The organism is Streptomyces microflavus, from assembly GCF_014650075.1.
Lineage (GTDB): Bacteria > Actinomycetota > Actinomycetes > Streptomycetales > Streptomycetaceae > Streptomyces > Streptomyces microflavus.
The window spans coordinates 404004-421302 of the sequence record NZ_BMUG01000008.1 but is presented as its reverse complement, the minus strand read 5'-3'; the positions used below and the strand labels follow the sequence as shown (position 1 = coordinate 421302).

Annotated in this window: 18 protein-coding genes and 1 pseudogene; 7 read left to right on the top strand and 12 right to left on the bottom strand. The window is 69.1% G+C overall.

The window, feature by feature from the left end:
• Positions 1–17 precede the first annotated feature (17 nt).
• The 3 genes from IE264_RS24750 to IE264_RS24740 all read left to right on the top strand — a co-directional run bounded on the left by IE264_RS24750 (position 18) and on the right by IE264_RS24740 (position 2407).
• A complete protein-coding gene (locus IE264_RS24750) occupies positions 18–503 on the top strand; it encodes a hypothetical protein (RefSeq protein ID WP_032755159.1) in 486 nt (161 codons plus the stop codon).
• Positions 504–611: 108 nt separating this feature from the next.
• Positions 612–1355, top strand: a complete 744-nt coding sequence (locus IE264_RS24745; RefSeq protein WP_051821741.1) for an SPDY domain-containing protein — start codon at positions 612–614, stop codon at positions 1353–1355.
• A gap of 35 nt (positions 1356–1390) precedes the next feature.
• On the top strand, positions 1391–2407 hold the full coding sequence (locus IE264_RS24740) for a SpaA isopeptide-forming pilin-related protein (RefSeq protein WP_032755162.1): 1017 nt from the start codon (positions 1391–1393) through the stop codon (positions 2405–2407).
• 404 nt (positions 2408–2811) lie between these two features.
• Here IE264_RS24740 and IE264_RS38840 read toward each other — a convergent pair whose 3' ends face one another.
• The 3 genes from IE264_RS38840 to IE264_RS24730 all read right to left on the bottom strand — a co-directional run bounded on the left by IE264_RS38840 (position 2812) and on the right by IE264_RS24730 (position 5136).
• Entirely contained in the window at positions 2812–3060 is a 249-nt protein-coding gene (locus IE264_RS38840) for a DUF8825 domain-containing protein (protein ID WP_078657380.1), read from the bottom strand.
• 119 nt (positions 3061–3179) lie between these two features.
• Positions 3180–4493: a hypothetical protein gene (locus IE264_RS24735; RefSeq protein WP_032755164.1), complete on the bottom strand. Its 1314-nt coding sequence runs from the start codon at positions 4491–4493 to the stop codon at positions 3180–3182.
• Positions 4494–4674: 181 nt separating this feature from the next.
• A complete protein-coding gene (locus IE264_RS24730) occupies positions 4675–5136 on the bottom strand; it encodes a heavy metal-responsive transcriptional regulator (RefSeq protein WP_063605722.1) in 462 nt (153 codons plus the stop codon).
• 97 nt (positions 5137–5233) lie between these two features.
• Here IE264_RS24730 and IE264_RS24725 point away from each other — a divergent pair, with 97 nt between their 5' ends.
• Entirely contained in the window at positions 5234–6193 is a 960-nt protein-coding gene (locus tag IE264_RS24725; RefSeq protein WP_229887733.1) for an alkylmercury lyase family protein, read from the top strand.
• Positions 6194–6201: 8 nt separating this feature from the next.
• On the opposite strand, the gene IE264_RS24720 is transcribed toward IE264_RS24725, so the two are convergent.
• From IE264_RS24720 to IE264_RS24700, 5 genes are all read right to left on the bottom strand, one after another.
• Positions 6202–6525: a hypothetical protein gene (locus IE264_RS24720; RefSeq protein WP_032755170.1), complete on the bottom strand. Its 324-nt coding sequence runs from the start codon at positions 6523–6525 to the stop codon at positions 6202–6204.
• A 231-nt stretch (positions 6526–6756) separates the two neighbouring features.
• Complete coding sequence (locus tag IE264_RS24715) at positions 6757–7431, bottom strand: TniQ family protein (protein ID WP_032755173.1); 675 nt, start codon at positions 7429–7431, stop codon at positions 6757–6759.
• Positions 7428–8480 carry a TniB family NTP-binding protein gene (locus tag IE264_RS24710; RefSeq protein WP_032755176.1) on the bottom strand — a complete coding sequence of 351 codons (1053 nt, stop codon included), beginning with the start codon at positions 8478–8480 and terminating at the stop codon, positions 7428–7430. Before IE264_RS24710 ends, IE264_RS24715 begins: the two co-directional genes overlap by 4 nt.
• Positions 8477–10369 (bottom strand): Mu transposase C-terminal domain-containing protein, encoded by a 1893-nt coding sequence (locus IE264_RS24705; protein WP_032755178.1) that lies wholly within the window; start codon positions 10367–10369, stop codon positions 8477–8479. The genes IE264_RS24710 and IE264_RS24705 overlap by 4 nt, the downstream gene beginning before the upstream one ends.
• Positions 10366–11124 (bottom strand): TnsA-like heteromeric transposase endonuclease subunit, encoded by a 759-nt coding sequence (locus IE264_RS24700; protein ID WP_032755181.1) that lies wholly within the window; start codon positions 11122–11124, stop codon positions 10366–10368. The genes IE264_RS24705 and IE264_RS24700 overlap by 4 nt, the downstream gene beginning before the upstream one ends.
• Positions 11125–11339: 215 nt before the next feature.
• On the opposite strand from IE264_RS24700, the pseudogene IE264_RS24695 reads away from it, so the two are divergent.
• The 3 genes and pseudogenes from IE264_RS24695 to IE264_RS24685 all read left to right on the top strand — a co-directional run.
• Positions 11340–11693, top strand: a pseudogene (locus IE264_RS24695) (SPDY domain-containing protein); the annotation flags it as partial.
• 77 nt (positions 11694–11770) lie between these two features.
• A complete protein-coding gene (locus IE264_RS24690) occupies positions 11771–12052 on the top strand; it encodes a hypothetical protein (protein WP_032755183.1) in 282 nt (93 codons plus the stop codon).
• Positions 12053–12054: 2 nt separating this feature from the next.
• Positions 12055–12855 (top strand): SPDY domain-containing protein, encoded by an 801-nt coding sequence (locus IE264_RS24685; protein ID WP_032755691.1) that lies wholly within the window; start codon positions 12055–12057, stop codon positions 12853–12855.
• Positions 12856–13192: 337 nt separating this feature from the next.
• On the opposite strand, the gene IE264_RS24680 is transcribed toward IE264_RS24685, so the two are convergent.
• From IE264_RS24680 to IE264_RS38080, 4 genes are all read right to left on the bottom strand, one after another.
• Complete coding sequence (locus IE264_RS24680) at positions 13193–13882, bottom strand: hypothetical protein (RefSeq protein ID WP_032755186.1); 690 nt, start codon at positions 13880–13882, stop codon at positions 13193–13195.
• A gap of 78 nt (positions 13883–13960) precedes the next feature.
• On the bottom strand, positions 13961–14404 hold the full coding sequence (locus tag IE264_RS24675) for a hypothetical protein (RefSeq protein WP_032755189.1): 444 nt from the start codon (positions 14402–14404) through the stop codon (positions 13961–13963).
• A gap of 85 nt (positions 14405–14489) precedes the next feature.
• Complete coding sequence (locus IE264_RS24670) at positions 14490–16211, bottom strand: relaxase/mobilization nuclease domain-containing protein (protein WP_051821742.1); 1722 nt, start codon at positions 16209–16211, stop codon at positions 14490–14492.
• Entirely contained in the window at positions 16208–16834 is a 627-nt protein-coding gene (locus tag IE264_RS38080; RefSeq protein WP_229887731.1) for a hypothetical protein, read from the bottom strand. The genes IE264_RS24670 and IE264_RS38080 overlap by 4 nt, the downstream gene beginning before the upstream one ends.
• Positions 16835–17299: the final 465 nt, after the last annotated feature.

Genomic DNA, 17299 nt, shown 5'->3' with positions numbered 1-17299 from the left:
CCCGTCCGGAGACCTACTTGTCCCTCCAAGCCGCCGAGTTCTTCGCCGAGCTGTGCCTCCCCTTCTACGACCACACCGTCGTGGGCAACACCTACTTCGCCGCCCCTGTCCCCGGCGCACCCCTGCGGCTTCGGATCGACTTCGCCGAGACCATCCACGCCGACACCTACGGAGGGCTGCGCGTGGCGGTCGTCCACCCGGACCGCGGTGAGACCGACGCGGTGGTGCTCAGCTTCCTGGACCACGGGACCTTTCACCGCCGTGACGAGGCCACCGACCGACGCCCAAACACCAAGGACTACGCCACCTTCGACAAGTACCACCTCCCCGGACGCCCGCCGTGGCACGGGGCTGTCACCACGGGGCTGCGCGACGCCATTGAGAAGTACACCGCCGTCTGGTTCCCCGATGCCTGGGCCGCCCGCCGTCAGAGCCGCGCGATCGACCACACCGTTCACATGGCGCCCGGAGCACCGGCCGTGAACGCAGCACGCGGACGGTGAACCGCGTCCCGATCAGCCTTCAACGCCCGGAGACCTCCCTGCAGGAGCCGCCATGCAGTCTGACCCGCCCCTTGACCCCCCTTCAACAACTTCGGCCCGGATCAGAACGTGAAGGTCCTGCCTCGCCACCTCGCCGGCCCAGGAGAGAGGGACCTTCTCTCGATCTGGCCCTTCCCCTTCGACGACGGCTGGCACCTTCACCCGGCCGCCGACGGAATGACGTTCTCCAGCAGCCCCTGCGCCCGGCTGTGGACCCGCCTCGTCCTCGAACCCGACACGAGAGGTCAGGGAACGTGGACCATCGGCGCGAACCACATCCCCTTCGGCCCCAAGGCATGGGAGATCACCTTCGACGTCACCACCCCCGCCGAACTCCTACACGACGTGCACGCCGAACTGCTCGATGTCTACCTCAAAGACCGCTACAGAGACCGGGACCGCCTCTTCGACGATGACACGGCCCCGTACACGGCGTACGCGCCGTTGTTCGCCCGCGGCTGGAGCCACGAGGTGCAGATGGTCGGCACGCAGACCTTCCGCTCACCGGACGGCCTCGGTGCCGTGCGGCACCGGTTCGCTCCCGATAGATCCGGTGGACCAGGTGGCGCGGCCTGGACGGCCTGGGCCGGCGACTGGGCCAATCCGCACTGGAAGGCACGCTTCCCGCGCGGTGCCCCTGCCACGCTCGTCGCGGCCTTCACCGCCTCTCTGATCTCCACCGAACCGCTGCACCGCACCGTCAAGGACGTACCGCTCGACTTCCGACACCGCCTCTACACGGCAGCCGCGACAGCGCACCAGCCCGTGGCGGTTCCACCCCCTTCGGGACCGGCCCCCGGCCGGACCCGATGACACCTCCCACAACCCGTCAAGGAGCCCTCCTCCCCGTGCACGCACGTCTCGTACGATCCGCCGTCGCCGCCATTTCGGTGGCCGGCACCCTCGCCTGGGCGCCAGCCGCCAGCGCCATGTCATCCGAGCCGACCCCCTCGGCCTCCGCCGCCCCCGCCGAGACCCTGGCCCAGGAGGCGGGCAGCGTGGAGATCACCAAGAAGGACCCGGAGGGGCAAACGCTGCTCGGCGCTGCGTTCCTGCTGCTCGACTCCGCCGGCCAGGAAGCCGGAAGCGGGAAGACCGACGCCCGGGGACGGCTGGCCTTCCCCGACCTTGAGCCGGGCGTCTACCGGCTCAAGGAAACGGATTCCGGCAGCCCGCTCCACGGAGTCGTCGCCGACCAGGACGTCATCATCACCCCCGGCGCAACCACGCGGCTGACGATCACCGACCCGTTCAAGGCCGCCACCGTTCTCCTGCAGGCCAAGGACGACAAGACCGGACAACTCCTGCCCGGCGCGACCGTCAACATCGGCACCGGCACCTCGACGCTGCTCACCCTGACCACCGGTCCCAAGGGCACAGCCTCCGGAGAGCTGCCAGTGTCGAGCCGGAAGACAGAGTTCTGGGTCAAGGAGATCAAGGCCCCCACGGGCTACGACCTCCACAAGCCCTCCAAGACGTTCACCGCGGGCCCCGGAGCCCCGGTCACCGTGACCGTCACCAACGCCAAGAAGATCACCGACCCGAAGCCCGACCCCTCAGAGAAGCCGACGCACAAGCCCACCCCCACCCCCTCCCCGTCCAGCCCCGGAAAGCCGAACAGCGGTACGAGCGAGGCGACGCTCCCGGCCAAGGTCAGGCCCACGCCCGATACCGACTCCTCATCCGTCGCCGCAGCTCCGGTCGGTGACTCCACGCCGACGGGCTCTCTTGCCCGCACCGGCGCCGATGCCACACCGTGGCTGATCGGCGGCGCGGCCGTGCTGATCGCAGTCGGCGGAGGCTCTCTCCTCCTGGCCCGCCGCAACCGTCCGTCCACTCGCGCCGACCGCTCCACCGACAGCTGACTCGCTCTTCGCGACTGCCCACGACTCCGAGCCCCCGGATTCCACTGCCTGGAATCCGGGGGCTTCGTCGTTCACCGCGGACCGTCCTGGCACACCAACCCTTGATGCCCGGCCCCGCCGGTACGAGATGCGTGCAGGCCAGGAGGCCCGCCGACCGGGAGACTGCACGCCCGTTCCATCTCTCGGTCCGAAGGTGCCTTCGGAGGCGGCGCGATCCGGTCGGGCTTCAGGCATATCTGGCCTGGATGCCCGCAAGCCGCCCACTTGTCGCTTCGAGGGGCCCACCACGCGGGCCGGTTGAGGGCGATGAACCGCTCTAGCCATGTGTGCGGGCCCGTACGGCCTCCTGTCCGTCCGGCAAGGTGGACGTTACGACAGTCGCCGACGATCGGGTTGCCCGGCAGTCACTGTGCGGGGTGCTTACCTACGGTCCTCGATTCGAGCTCCCGAACTGAGAGGCGTAGCGCTGCCCGCTGCCCGGTCCCGGCCTGCTCCCAGTAGGGATGCCACCACACCCGGGCCGAGAGCTCCAGCAAACGGCGGCGCAAGGCGGTCGTCCGCTGCCGGTTGGCCGGATCGGCAAGGCTCCGATAGGTCCGTTCCCAGGCGCACTGCGCGGCGATCAAGTCCTTGGGGAGAGCAGAGCAACGCATACTAGCTATTGCATCATGTGTTCGATTTACTGCGCATCTTTCCAGGTGAGGAGGTCTGTGCGTCGTCGCTGTAGCGAGCAGGGGCTAGGCACGCGCGGCGGGCAGGTCGCACCGACCGCTCACGGCCTCTGGGGCCGGAAGGGGGACAGGGGGAGCCGGACGGAGGGCAGCTGTACTGCCTGGATCGGGCCGAGCGCGGCTGCTGCAGCGCGAAGAGCTTCGTCGTGGGAGCCGAAGCCAAGGAGTTCGGCGGAACAGGCCGAGCAGTCACCGGGGCGGCGGGCGTGACCGGTGCTGCGATCCGCGGAGCCTCGGACGTGCGAGAAGGCGTCGTCCGGGAAGTCGGCGCGCACGGCATGCCAGATCCCGGCGCGTTCCTCCTCGGGTAGTCCGGCTGCTACCGCCGGCCGCATCGGTGGGAGGAGGCGTTGGTGGTCCTGGACGAGGAACACCCGGTCGGTGAAGTCGACGGTGTCCCCCTCGGGGCGCTCTCGGTCCAGCCAGGCTCGGGCCTCCTCTCGGGTGCCCGGTCCCCACAGGTAGTCCGTCGGGAATCGTGTGGTCTCGTACCGGGTGTCGAACTCCGCCCAGTGAGCGTCATCCCATTGGCTGCCCGGTACGAAGGGGATGGACCGCACCACTACGTGCTGGTACGCCTCGTCCCTCTGGTCTTCCTTGGGATCGGAAAGGATGAACGCGCCTGCGGGCTCCATTCGCGTACGCCCGGACTCGTTCCAGCTCAGCAGGGCGATTTCCCGGCGCAGCGGGGCCGGGTAGAGGCGCCCATCGGTAGTGGCCTGCCCCCACAGTTGGTTGATCAGTTCCGCCAGGTCTCGCACCGTTCGGGCTGCCTCGACGGGGGTGTCGACATGGTGGCCGGATGGATGGGCCACGTGGTTGCGCAGCTTGGCGAGCGCGTCCTCGACCGTGCGGCTGCGGCGCCCGCGGAGCAGACCCGCGGCCCGGGCCCAGAGGCGGAGTCCGTGCAGCATTCCGTTGAACTCGACGGCGTGGGCATGTACGACCAGCTTCGTCCGCTCGCGCGTCATCTTGCCTGCGAGTTTCGGCACGTCGTCGTACGACGTGACGGTGCAGGAGACGTCCGGGCCGTTAGGACGGCGGAACGTGATGGTGCCGGCACACCATTCCATGAAGCGGTCGCGCAGTGCCTGCTCGTAGATGAGGAGTGCTTGGTCACCGACCAGGGTGTACACGTCGTAGCACAGCACGCCATAGGCGAAGACGGTGCGCAGCCGCTCGAAGGAGTCGCGGGTTCCAGCCGCGACGCCGTCCGCCAGGTCGCAGTCCGCGATCTGGTGCTGCTGGAATTCCGCAGCGTCCTCGGGCTCCATACGACCGCCGAGCCCATAGGGGTTGAACGCTAGAGACAGATTGTCCGCGGCGCGCAATTCTGCAAGAGGCCGGATCTCCATGCACTTCTCCTCGCGATGGGAAACGGGCCAGCATGCACCAGGAGGGCCTTCGTCGGCCACCTCTTTCCCTTCAGGTGGCTCCGTGGGTTCGACGCGAAATGACGTGCGTCAGCAGTTCGTGTCCTTTGACATTGAAGTTAGTCGTGTGCAGCGAGCTGACCTGGGTCGACTGGGTTGAATGTCAACGGGAGGCTGATGCTGTCGAGTGCCCTGGCCAGCCACTCGTTCTCTCGTCGCGATGTCGGTTGGGCGTGCTGATGATTCGGCAGATGTCGGTGTCGGTGCATGATGCCGGGTCGGTTTCGGCGGCCCGTTGGGCGAGCTCGCGCAGCGCGGTGCGGGTCTTGCGGAGTTCGGCCATGCGTCGGTTGATCTCGGCAAGGTGCTGCTGGATGAGGTCGCCGACGTGGTCACAGGGGGCCTGTCCGCTGTCGCGCAGGGCGAGGATGCCGCGGATTTCGGCGAGGGTGAGCCCGGCGTGCTGGGCGTCGCGGATGAACGTGAGGCGGGTCGTGGCCTCGTCGGGGTAGTCGCGGTAGCCGCTGGACGTCCGGGGTGGCTCCGGGATCAGTCCGGCCTGCTCGTAGTAGCGGATGGTCTTGGACGGCACTCCGCTGACGTCGGCCAGTTCTCCGATGCGCATAGCTCAAGCGTAGCCCTTGACCTTCCAGTGCACTGGAAGGTCTAACGTCGCTGGGAGGGGCGTTGAACTGGAAGGATGAGGAACCATGCGGATCACGGTGCTGACGGTGCCCGGCTGCCCGAACGCGCCGGTGGCGCACGAACGTATCCAGGCTGCTCTGTCGGGGCGCGCGGCACAGGTCGAGCTCGTCGAGGTGCACGACGAGACGGAAGCGGTCCAGCTGGGGATGACTGGCTCGCCCACCGTCCTTTTCGACGACACCGATCCGTTCGGGCAGGCCGGTGCCGCGCCGAGCGTGTCGTGCCGGATCTACCGGCACGCCGACGGCCTCGTGGACGGAGCCCCCAGCACGGACGAACTTCGCCAGGCCCTGGCTGCCACGGATTCGTCCATGCCGGGGGAAGGGCGCTGCTGCGAGCAGGACCTGCTCGATCCGATCGGCCGAGCCGGCCGCGGGCGGCGTGCACCGGCCGATTGCGGCTTGCGGGCGGTGCACCAGGCGGTACTGCGGCACTTCGCCACCACCGGCCAAGCCCCACGAATCACCGAATTGGGCCCCGTCGCGGCAGGCGCTGGACGCACCGCCGAGGAGGTGCTGGCCGAGCTGGCGCGCGAAGACTTCCTCACCCTGGACGACGACGGACAGATCCACGCCGCGTACCCGTTCTCCGCCGCGCCGACCGCACACCGGGTGACCCTGGCAGACGGGACGCAGGTGTGGTCGATGTGCGCGATCGATGCCCTGGGCATCCCCGAGATGCTCACCACGGACGCGGTGATCTCCTCGTCCGACCCGGTCACCGGCGAGGCGGTCACCGTCACCAGCCGAAACGGCCGCATGGAGTGGGAGCCAGCCTCGGCCGTGGTGTTCGTCGGCCGCCGCTCCTGCGACGGTCCGGCCGCCGCGGTGTGCTGCGACACCCTGAACTTCTTCACCTCCGCCGCCTCGGCACAGTCCTGGACCACGCAGCATCCGGACGTACGGGGCGAGGTCGCCAGCCAGGCACGCGCCGAGCAGATCGGGCGCCAGACCTTCGGCCCCTTGCTGGTCAGCTGACATCGAGGTCAGGCGCCGGCGGCACCCGCGGCCGGGTTCTCGGGCAGCGGCAATGCGATCGTGCCGGCGGGCGGGGCAGGCATGGGCCGGCGCGGCTCGCGCACCCCCGTGCCCCCAGGCCCAGGGCCGCCGCTAGGGGCGGGGCAGGCCGGAGCGAGACGGATCACCCGCAGCGTGAACGCCGCCCAGACAAGGACAACGAATGCGGCCCCCGTGCCGGTCGGCACCAGGACCTCTGCGACGGAGCCGCCGATCAGCAGCCCGACCACGGCCGCCGGGGCTACCAGCGACCAGCGCATGCACGCCCGGTAGGTGATGACCGTCCGACCCAACCGGACGACGCTGCGGGGTCCCTGCCACGACGTACACGGGCGACGCCCACACCGCAGGCACGCCGCACAACGGCCCGACCTGCCGGAACAGTCCTTGGCCACGACCGCCTCCACGGCTCGTCGACACCTCACCGCCCAGCGTGACCCTCGCCCAGCGGTCACGGCAAGACCCCCGGCCATTCGCGCCTGTCTCGGGCGCCGGTCCGCCCATCTGTACGACTGGGTCCGCTGTTAGTCGTGTGCAGCGCGCTGACCTGGGGCGACTGGGTTGGATGCCAACGACCCGGCTCGTACTGACGCGGTTCGGGGGCGTGTGTATCGGATGTAGTGGCGGAGGCTGTCGTACGTGACCAAGTAGTCGTGGTGGTCCATGAGTTCTGTCCAGATCTGCCTCCCGTTGAGTTTCCTGCCGATCATGCCCTCGACCAGGTCGGCGAGTTCCCCTGTGATGGGGTCGGTCAGCTGACTCGTCTCTGCGGCGGTCAGGCGTGGCACCTCCAGGGCGAAGCGAACGTCCCAGCAGCGGAGGTTGTGGCGCTTTACGAGCGTGCGGATCTGCGTCCCTCTGAGGGCCTCTTGGGCGATGTGGTGGGCCAGGTCTTGGCGCCAGGCGAAGGGATTCCTCCTGGGGAGGCGTCGGCGTGGTCTGCTTATGCCGCCCAGGGAGTTGGCGTCGGCGAGAGCCCGTTCGAGTGCTTCGGGCGAGTGGCCGGCGGTGGTGGCGAGGTGTTCGAGGAGCGGCCTGCCGAACCACTGCGGTGGGCCGCAGAGGTAGCAGTAGAGGAAGCTCGGTTGGAGGTGGTTGGCGCGGGCCAGGCGCCGGATGTAGGAGTTGGTGGATTCGCCGAGGCAGGGGCGGAGTCGGATCGGCAGCGGCGCGTACCGGGGCGGCAGTTCGCTTTTCATCGGGACGTAGCGGTCTTCGTGGCCATCGACGCTGTGGTGTGGGCGGTGTGGTCGAGCGGAATGGCCTGGAGGCTCTTCTTGGTGATCTTCTCGGTGCCGGTGAGGATGGCGTCGAGGGCGGCTCCGCGGATGGCATGGGAGAGAGATCCGATCATGCCGCCGGTGTGGTTGTGCAGGAAGCGGTCCAGGTCGGTGAGTGTGCCGGAGCGGTGTTCGTGCAGCCGCAGGGTGGCTTCCATGGTGGCGACCAGGCCCTTCCATTCGCTGGTGTAGGGGAAGGGGCGGGAGGGGATCAGAGTGAAGCGGCCGGCGATCTGGGCGCCGCGTGTCCCGGACAGCAGGCCGGATTCGTCGATGTCGATGCCGGCATAGACGAAGGTGGCGGGCAGGCGTTCGGAGAAGTACTTGAGGGTGTCGGCGACTTCGGCGCCGTGGCGGCTGGTGAGCGAGATGTTGTGGAGCTCGTCGACCAGCACGAGAGCGGTACGGGTGTCGGTGCAGACACCGACAACGGCCTCGATGATGTCCGTCATGTTCGATCGGGCCCGCACCGGCAGACCCAGGAAGCGTGCGAACTCGGTCGCGATCATGCGGGCGGTCGCGGCGGGCGGGACGGTGACGTAGACGACCGGAATCCGGTCGGTGGCATGGGGGTGCCGGGCCCGGTCCAGGAGTTCTTGGGAGCGCCCCAACTGCGTTATGGCGATGGTCTTTCCGGTTCCTGCTGGGCCGGAGACGATCAGCCCGCGGCGGGCGCTGATCGCGTGCCGGTTCAGCAGCACCAGACGGCGACCGCAGATCGCCGTCCGCTCGATGAACGAGGTGGCGACGGTGAGCATCCGGGCGTGATGGTCAAGGCGGGACTCGTCATAGAGATCCCGCTCGGTTGGGTTCATCTGCTGCCACGCACTGCGCGGTGCCAAGACCGGGGGAGGGGGTGGGCCGTCGATGAACCTGCGCCATCCAGTCAACGTGTTCAGTTGCCGGTCGGTATCGGCATCGGTCTCCTGCAGCGTGGTGCGTCGGGCCGCCGGTTTGGATATGGTCACGTGCGCCTCCAAGGATCGGCCAGCGGGTCAAACAGGCCCAGTGGGATGACCTCTGCCAGCGCGGAGTCGGTCGTGTCCTCGTCCATGGGCTCGCTCTCGGCCGGTGGATCAGGGATTTTCTGGCTCGGGGCGGTCGCTCGGGTGCGGGCTGCGACCCGGCGATCCTTCCTTGACCGTTTGCCCGGAGGGCGCTCCTCGCCGGTAGGGCCGTTGTGGGCGCGCTTGAGCAGGGCGGCTGCCGCTTCCGCGATCTGGGTTTCGCTGCCGTTCGGATTCTGCTGGCGGGCGTGGTCCCAGGCCATCTCGCCGAACGGGACGCCGACGCGGTGCAGGTGCCGCCAGAACAAGGTGATCCACCGGTCCCTTTCGCCTCGGCGGTCGCGTACCCAGATCCGCGAGATGTCATAGGGGTCGTAGTGGACCTCCCACAAGCCCTTCCTCTCCGCGACCCCGGAGTGCTGACGACGCAGCGGGTTCAACTCCGGGCTGTCGTAGGTGCGGTGCTTGATCCGGATGCCGTATGAGTTGATCGCGTGCCACCGCTCCGGCAGCAACTCGACGTAGTCCTCACCGCTCAACGGGGCCGGAACGTAGCCACACGACTCCAGCAGCATCGCGTACTTCTCGTTCGGCGAGAACGCCCGCTTCGGCGAGCTGGGATCGCGCAGCGCGTCGTGGCGCCGGTTCTGCCACACCGTGACGATCCACTCGTCCAGCAGATCCTGCAGCTCGGGCAAGGACCACAGCGGTCCGTCCTCCACATGTCGGCCACGGCGGTCGACCGAGCGGCCGGTATACCCCGCGACGAACTGCGCGAAGAGCGTTGCCACCGATCCCAGCGTCTTCTCGATCACACCCTTCTCGAAGGGCGACGCCTTGTGCGTCGGCTGAAGCGAGACGCCCAAGAAGCGGCAGGAGGCACGGAAGTTGTGCGAGATGAACACCTTTCCGTGATCGCAGACAATCGTCTCTGGAACGATCACCGGCCGCGCCGCCGCCTGCTCCAGCCTCTCGTCCAGGGCCAGCAGCCGCCGGTGCGGCATGACCGACCGGGACATCCGCAGCGCCTGTGGCCAGCCCGGCCGCATCGTCTCCGGTGTGATGCTGCGGGCTAGGAGGGCGGAGGCGTCGGCTGCCTTCGTTGTCGGACGCAGCACTGCCGCCGTGATCGACCTGGACGCGATGTCGACCAGCGCGGTCAACTCGACCTTCTCCGCGATGCCGTCATCCAGCCGTACCAACACGTCCAACGGAGTGGAGTCGATCTGCATCAGCTCGCCCGGCGCGATAGCCGGAACTTCCCCGAACGGGCCGGCCGGACGCGCCAGCAACGAGCGCCGTGTCCTCGCCGAACCGGTCGCGTGCGTGCCGACCGCCAACTTGTCGAACAGACGATAAAGCGTGCGCTCCGTGGGCAATTCGATGCCGGCGGCATCGTCGCGGGACGCCAGGATCTCCTTCGTCCGCCAAATGGTGAACCGGACCGTCCGCGAGGAGGCATCGGTCGTCTCAGCGATCGCCTGCCTCATCGCCTCGACCACCAACGGGGAAATCTGGCCGAAGTCCGGCAGCTTCTTGGCCGACCGCCCGTCCGCCAGCCCGACCAGACCGTCGCGCTGATAACGCTGGCGCCGCTGCTTGACTCCGCTGGCCGTCATCCGATGGCCCGCTGCTGTCAGCTCGGCGGCCTTGGCCCGCTCCCGCTCGGCCAGGCAACATTGCCGAGGGTCGAACTCCGGTCGCGGCACTGCCCCGTGGGGTGCATCCGGCGGCAGTCCGTGCAGCACCTCCAGGATGTGTCCTTCCCACCAACGGGCCTGATCAGCAGCCCTCTTAGGGAACTCCGCGATCCGCGCCGTCGGCGGGACCCGACGCTCCTCGCTGGTCATCCGGCCTTCCCTACAGCCCGGCGCACGACCGTGCGCGGCCCGAGCAGTTCAATGTCCATCTGCTCGGCCGACACCTCGTGTTTCCACAAGAGGTGGAACAACACGGGCAGTGTTGCGAGCCGGTCGCCGGCCGTATCAGCCCCGGCCATCAGCGGCCCCGGCTGCGAGAAGACGTCCAGCAGCCGCGCAGTGACTGGCTCCCGTCGGCAGCGGGGATGGCGGTAGCGCGACAGCCACCGGACATTCGCCAGTAGCACTGCCTTCGGCGTCCCCACCCGCTCGAACGTCCAGCCAACTTCCGCGCAGGCCCGGCGCGTCAAGTCGAATGCTTCGGCGTCCCGTGGAGCGATCCAGTCGTCGGCGCGGACATCGACGACTGCCGCCGAACCGTCGGCCCTGCGTACGAAGAAGTCTGGGGCATGCCGGCGTTCACGCTCTCCGTCGTGCCAGTGCAGCCAGAACGGTTGGGACGCCATCCCCACCACCGCAGGATCGAAGTCCATGAGCACCAGCCGGTCCCGTTCCAACCACGACTCGAAACCGACGTGCTGTCCTGTTGTCGCAGCCCAGTACCACCCGGGGAAATGGCGCCCACCCCACGACCACCGAAACGGCCGGACCGGCACCGCGTCTTCGAACCTGTCCGTCGCGCAGTCCAGCAACGGACGACGTCGCTTACTCCCGCGCTTGTCGTCCGTACGACACGACACCTCGACGTACGGGGCGGTGCTCTCCACCCCTGTCGATTCCGGCATTCGACACCCCCAGCGTGATCGCCCCTCCGACTAGATTCACTGTCAGAAAAGCCGAAACGACTGAGTTCGCTGTCAAACGCCTCGATTGGATGACAAAGGACAGCAGTTCGCCGGGGGCAGACATGAAAGATCGCGGAAAGACTGGCCAACGAGGTCAGGGGCATGTCAACGTAGACGACCGTCCCGGAAAACCACAGGTCAGAGAGGTGATGCCCGTGACTGTGGCGACGACCCGCCCCTATGGATTCGCCACCACGATTGAGGACCTCCGTCTGCATGAATGGTCGCTCGGCCCTGGCCAGCCGTGCGATGTGACGGATCTCTTCCGCGCCAAGGACTTCCACTTCATCGTGGATGATCGCGCCGACGTTCACGTCGCCAGCAAGGACGGCCGCTTCTACCTTGGCTGGTATCCCAAGGGCCGCCGGGGCTCCCCGAGAGAAGGATGGAAGCTCGTCGTCACCGGTACCGGAGACGAGCCCGGATACCAGGCATCCTTCGACCGGGAGACGCCGGCTGCCGTCGTTGCCGCCGCCGTGGCCCGCGTCCTGGAGACCGCCCGGCCCGTCGACGCCTCGAACTCCGGGGCGCGCGCATCTCAGCCTCGTTCCCCAGCACAAGGAGGCCCTTCGCAGTGGGCAAGGAAATGACCGTTGGCGAAGCGATCGAGCTGCTGTCCGCCTGCGATCCACACGCCAGGCTGCGCCTGGCGATGAACCCGTTCTTCCCGATGGCCCATCGTCCGCACCAGCTCATCCAGTCCGCGGACGAGACTGGCCGCCCCGTCGTCTACCTCGCCGAGGGGCGGGACGCAGACACACAGCTCGGGCATCTCCCGCCCGACGTCGCCGTCAAGCTGGCCTGGCACTCTCCCGTCCAGCCACCCCCACGCCGCGCCCGCCGCTCCGCCGGCGCGAACCGCACCTAGATCTGGAGGCGCCCCTGTACCCCGATCACCCGCACGACCCGTCCGCATACTGGGTCGGCCCCCGCCACCTCGCCGGGGATGACGGACGTCTTTACGACACCGTCGCGGACGCCCTTGCCGGACTCGGCTGGTCGAGCCTGACGATCGTCCGCGGACGACGCATGCCGGAGGAGGCGGAGGAGGACCGCATGGTCCTGCGCAGCACCGTCCTGCACATCAGCCCGGACACCCTCCGGTGGGCCCAATGGTCGCTGCCGGACGAGCCGCTGGAGCTGGGCGCGCGCCCGGTCGCCTGGCAGGTCTCCGCTCGCTCGGACACCAGCTCCCCGCTCGCCGAGTGGACGGCCTCCTTCACCCTCGACATCCCGGGCGAAGTCCTCGTCGACTTCCTCCTCGCCCTCGACGCACGCGACGAGCCCGTTTTCCCGGTCGGCGACCCCGAGCTGGTCCTGGAGGCGGTGACTGCGCGCGGATGGTTCCGAGACCACGACCAACCCGGTGCCCGGGCGCTGGACGCCACCCTCACGACCCAGATCAGCCTCGGCGAGGTGCCACCCCTCATCCAGGACGGTGACCCCCGTGCCCTGACCTTGCAAGCCGATGACATGGGCCCCCTGGGATGGCAGGCGTTCTCCGAGCCGGTAATGGGAGAGTCCCTCCTGTGGGTCGTGTCCTTCAGCGCCGGAGTGCCGCACGACCTCGTCGCCTCGTTCGCTCAGGCGCTCAGCTCCAGCGCGCCCGTCCTTCGCCGGGTCCTTCCCGAGAGCACGCGGGACCGACTTCTTCGGGCTCCCGCGAGTTGAGGTGTGCACCGTAGGGCGGTGGAGGCCCCCGCTCTCGGCCAGAGCGGGAGAGGCGGGCGGCCCTTGGTACGCCCGAAGACAGCCCCGGGCCCTTGAGCCCAACCACCGTCGGAATGGCGCCCCCGGGCCCGCCCGCCTCGCCTAATCCGTGAGCACACCGGCAGTGCGTCGAAGCGACCGGTGTCCGACCAGCGCAGCCCGGCCTCCTCCACCAGGGGGCCGGGCTGCGTGCTTCTCAGCCGACAGGGACTGCGGCGGGCAGCCGTCCTGCCCTCGTGGAGGACAGCAGAGCCCCGGCCCGCAGAGCGGAAGCCGGGGCACGCGGAGCCTCTCAGGTTCAGCGGTCAGCTGCCTTGGCGAGGGCCTTGTCGATGTGCCGGTCCACCAGGGCGGGCGAGCCGGACACGATGACCAGCACGCTGCCGTCGCGGATCGCGGACTGCTTCACCACGGTGTCGCGCCCGCCGGCGGAGAAGGTCATCAGCTGGCTCCACCGCTCGGCGCCGAGCGGCGGTACGGGCACCTTCTGCGTGGTGACGTCGATCGCCGAGTCGCCGACGAGGACCTGGTATTCCGGGCACCCGGTCATCGCGTCGAAGATTTGGCTGGTACCTGCGGACAGCTTGGCGGGTGCGTCGCTGTACAGCTCCTCGGAGATCTCCGAGGAGCTGCCGCTGTTGTAGGTGAACGTGGCCTTCGCCTGTCGGGTGAAGTCGAGCGATCCTCCGGTGGCCGCGGCGCCGCCGAGGTCGTTGAGCGCCGGGCAGCCGAGGACGGTGACGTCGTCGTGCTGGGCGGGCTGCTCGGGCTTGCGCGTGTAGCCGCTGCCGAGATCGGTCTCGTCGAGCAGACGCTCCTCCAACAAGGCGGAGGAGAGAGGAGCCTCGGCCTGGTCGGCGGCGGCAGGCTTCCCGCTGTCCGCCGAGGAGGAGGTTGAGGTGGGGTTCGCATCGGTGGAGCAGGCGGGCAGGGCGAGGACGGCGAGGGCGGTGATGCCGAGGGCGGTCGTGGTGACGCGTACGCGCATGGAGGTCTGACCCCTTGGAGCTAGGTGACGGTTGGGCAGTACGGGCCCAGGGGCCCGTTGGGGTCGTAGGAGTGGGGGTCAGTGGCCGAGGTGCCGGAGGCCGTCCTCGAACGTCTCGTGCGCCGCGTCTGCGGGGCCGGCGTTCCGGTTGTACCAGGCCGTGTCGAGGCGCGGCTCGTGCTGTTGATGGCCTGCACGGCAGCGCAGCCAGACCTGGTCGCGCGTGGAGAGGACGAGCCAGTCCCGGTACGTCCCGCACTCGGCGCAGGCGACCAGCTCCTCGTCCAGGACGATAGGCCACGGCCAGGGCATCATCCTCCCGTCCAGCTGGTCGTGGCTCGGGACGCGCAGCTCCGGCGGGGGGAAGTCGTCCACCTGCGCGGCCGGTTCCGCGGCACGCAGCAGCTCGGCTCGTGTCCGCTCCACCTCTGGCGGCACCTGGCCCTCCAGACGCGCCCATACCTCGAAGTGCCGGCGCTCCATCTCACTGGGCCCCTTGCGGCGACGTATTCGCTCGAACACCTTGCTCGTCCTCCCTCGCTTTGTCCTGCACGCAACATGATCGTGCCCTAACTCCCGCACCGGCTTCAATTCACACAGTTCACAGTCACGGTCGTCCCCGCCGACGCTCGGTCCGCTTCGACGCCCGCTGGCCCACCACAGGCACTGAGGGCCCTCCTCCGGGGCTACCGCCCAGCTGGTCGCTGGTGTCGGCAGGCAGGCCCGCAGCCCGGCGCAACCGCCAGACGAGAACGTCCGAGATCGACTCGGCGGTGTCGAGCTCCCGTCGCCCGGCGGCGTCGCCCAGCAGCTCGACCGGATCGTGTCCGGCCGCTTCGACATCGGCGAGAGTCGCAGCGAGCGCGTACCAGCCCGGCTCGTCGAGCACCCGTTCGGCGAGCTGCGGTACCGCGTCCCGCAGGACCGCGGCCTGCCGTACGGCCATCGCTCGGCCTAGATGACGGCCACGCTCGTGGAGTGCGGCGAGGGGATGGGCGGCGGCGGTCCGGTAGGCGTTGCGGAGATGCTCGGCGGCCTGTCGGGCTGCGGCGGCCTGCTGGGCGTGGCCCTTCCGTGCATGCCAGTGTGAGGCTGCGGAGATCAGGAAGAACAGCATGTCGATCGCCATCGCCGTGGTCGCGCCGTCCTCCCCGCGGCCGAGAGCGGGCCCGCCCCGGACGAGGTCGCGGGCGGCCTGCCGCAGTGCCCGATCGTGCCCGCGTACGGCGCGGACGTGCGAGCGGGAAGCCCGTTCGAAGGCCGTCGCGGCGTCGCGCAGTTCGCGACGGGTGTGTCCGGCCGATGTCTTCGCGAGGGCGTCGAGGATCTCACCGGCGGCGGCGATGTGGGCGGCGGCGACGGCGTCGTCGCCGTGCTCGACGACGAGTACGGCCTGCCAGACGGCAGATGCCGTGCCGCGCCGTGCCTCAGCGGGAGCGCTCGGTCCCGTACGGCTCGTTTCGTCGTTCTGGGCGTGGTGGGGGGCCTCGGAGTCAGAGGACCAGCGTTCGCGGATGCGGGGCAGCGAGAGGTCGGGGGCGAGGCGGGCACCGGGGTAGAACACCGGCTCGCCCTGGGCGTTGACGTCACCGACCAGGGCCACCTTGTAGCCGAGCAGGTCGCCGGAGGGGGCGGTGCGCTTGCGGATCAGGAGACCGGCTGCGGCGAGCCGGCCGAAGAATTCCTCGTCACTCGTCGCGCCGGCCACTGCGCGCCGTACGGTTTCGCGCAGTTCCTCGCGGGGGGTGCGCTCGCGGCCCTGCCGTTGCGCCTTGCGGAGTTCAGCCTTGGTGGGCCGTTGCGCTGCGGTGCCGTCGCCGGGCGCCACCTGGTGGAGGCCGAGTTCCTTCTCGATGAGCCGGGCTTCGGCCTGCGCGCGGGCGCCGGAGCGGAAGTCGTCGGGGCGGTGGCCATCCTCGGTGACGAGGGTGGCGACGATGTGGATGTGGTCGTCGGCGTGCCGTACGGCGGCCCAGCGGCAGCCGGGCTGTCCCTCGCCGGGATCGATGCCGGTGGCGGCAACGATGCGGCGGGCGATGCCGGCCCACTCCTCGTCGGACAGGATCCGGTCGCCCGGGTCGGCGCGTACGGAGGTATGCCACACGTGCTTGACCGGCCGGGCACGCTGGGCGAGGGCCATCACGGGCTGGTCCAGGAGCTGCTCAAGGTCGGTGAGGGTGGCGTTCGGATCGCGGCCCGGGTCGGGGGACATGCCGTCGAAGGAGGCGACGAGGTGGGGATCGGTGTGGTCTTCGTACTTGCCGGTCTCGTAGAGGTAGTACAGGAGACCTCGGGTGTCTGACCCTGACGGGTTGACGCTGGGGATCATGATCCGTTCTGCTTGATCAGCCGTGTCGTGGCTTCGTGGGCAGTGTCGGCGGCACGCCGTACCGCGGCGATGGCCGCTTCGAGCTGGGGAGCCTCTGCGCCGGAGTTGAGCGCCTTGACTGCCTGGTTGAGGTTGCTGCCGGCCCAGCCGAGCCGACGGCGGCTGTCGAACAGGGCGGTGATCACTTCGCGTTCGTCGGCGATCTCGGCGCTGGTTCGGTCGAGGTCGCGGGCGGCGGCGAGCGCGGCACGGGCGAGGAACCCGGCGACCGACAGCTTGCAGCGGTCGGCGGCGGATCGGATCAGGGCGTACTCGTCTTCGTTGAATCGCGTGGCGGGCTGGCGAAGGCGCTTCTTCTCGGGCGGTTGACGAGGTCGCTGACGGGAGCGCGGAGCGCGCTCTCGGCGGCTGCGCGGCTGCGTCTGCTTCTCCTCCTGCCCCGGCTTCGATCCGCCCCCGGTCGAAGCCTGACGGACCTGCGCCCCCCGGTGCAGGTCCGATCCCGCCCCCTCGGGGGCGGGATCGGCGGAAGCTATGCTTCCGCCCCAACTTGCTCGCCCCGATACCGACTTGGAGCGGGGATTGGATTCCGGGGCGGTGTCGCCCGGCTTCGGGTTCGTCATCGTCGCTGGGACCTCTTGGAGCGGATTCGGTGCTGGATGGCGGCTGCCAGCTCGACCACCCCTTTCGGGTCGGTGAGGCAGCGGACTGGTCCGTCAGGTTGTTCCTGGATGAGCCAGTGGCCAGTCGGCGCGAGGACGGCGGCATGGAGGAAGCCTCGGCGGACGAGGACGTCTGCCCAGACGCTCGCCTCGGTCTCCACGGAAGGGGTTGGTCGGATCGGGGCGGGAATCAAGGGATGCCTCCTGATAGCGCTACGGGGCGTGTAGCTGCTGTGGCGGTCGGAGCAGCATTGACCTGCTGCTTTACGTGCGATCAGCCGCACTCGGGACACCGTTGAACGTGGCTGCTCAGGGCCCTTGCCATCCGCTGCTTCGCTGATACCGCCTGCCTGGCACTCGACTTCGCCGCCGGCCTGCCGACGTGCCACGTGGAGTGGTTGGTCATACAGCTGATCTCCATCTCGT

What these genes read in the sequence shown, in the direction of transcription:
- IE264_RS38840 (WP_078657380.1), bottom strand. Translation starts at nt 3,060, where the DNA reads ATGCGTTGCTCTGCTCTCCCCAAGGACTTGATCGCCGCGCAGTGCGCC.
- IE264_RS24735 (WP_032755164.1), bottom strand. Translation starts at nt 4,493, where the DNA reads ATGGAGATCCGGCCTCTTGCAGAATTGCGCGCCGCGGACAATCTGTCT.
- IE264_RS24730 (WP_063605722.1), bottom strand. Translation starts at nt 5,136, where the DNA reads ATGCGCATCGGAGAACTGGCCGACGTCAGCGGAGTGCCGTCCAAGACC.
- IE264_RS24715 (WP_032755173.1), bottom strand. Translation starts at nt 7,431, where the DNA reads ATGAAAAGCGAACTGCCGCCCCGGTACGCGCCGCTGCCGATCCGACTC.
- IE264_RS24705 (WP_032755178.1), bottom strand. Translation starts at nt 10,369, where the DNA reads ATGACCAGCGAGGAGCGTCGGGTCCCGCCGACGGCGCGGATCGCGGAG.
- IE264_RS24700 (WP_032755181.1), bottom strand. Translation starts at nt 11,124, where the DNA reads ATGCCGGAATCGACAGGGGTGGAGAGCACCGCCCCGTACGTCGAGGTG.
- IE264_RS24690 (WP_032755183.1), top strand. Translation starts at nt 11,771, where the DNA reads ATGACCGTTGGCGAAGCGATCGAGCTGCTGTCCGCCTGCGATCCACAC.
- IE264_RS24680 (WP_032755186.1), bottom strand. Translation starts at nt 13,882, where the DNA reads ATGCGCGTACGCGTCACCACGACCGCCCTCGGCATCACCGCCCTCGCC.
- IE264_RS24670 (WP_051821742.1), bottom strand. Translation starts at nt 16,211, where the DNA reads ATGATCCCCAGCGTCAACCCGTCAGGGTCAGACACCCGAGGTCTCCTG.
- IE264_RS38080 (WP_229887731.1), bottom strand. Translation starts at nt 16,834, where the DNA reads ATGACGAACCCGAAGCCGGGCGACACCGCCCCGGAATCCAATCCCCGC.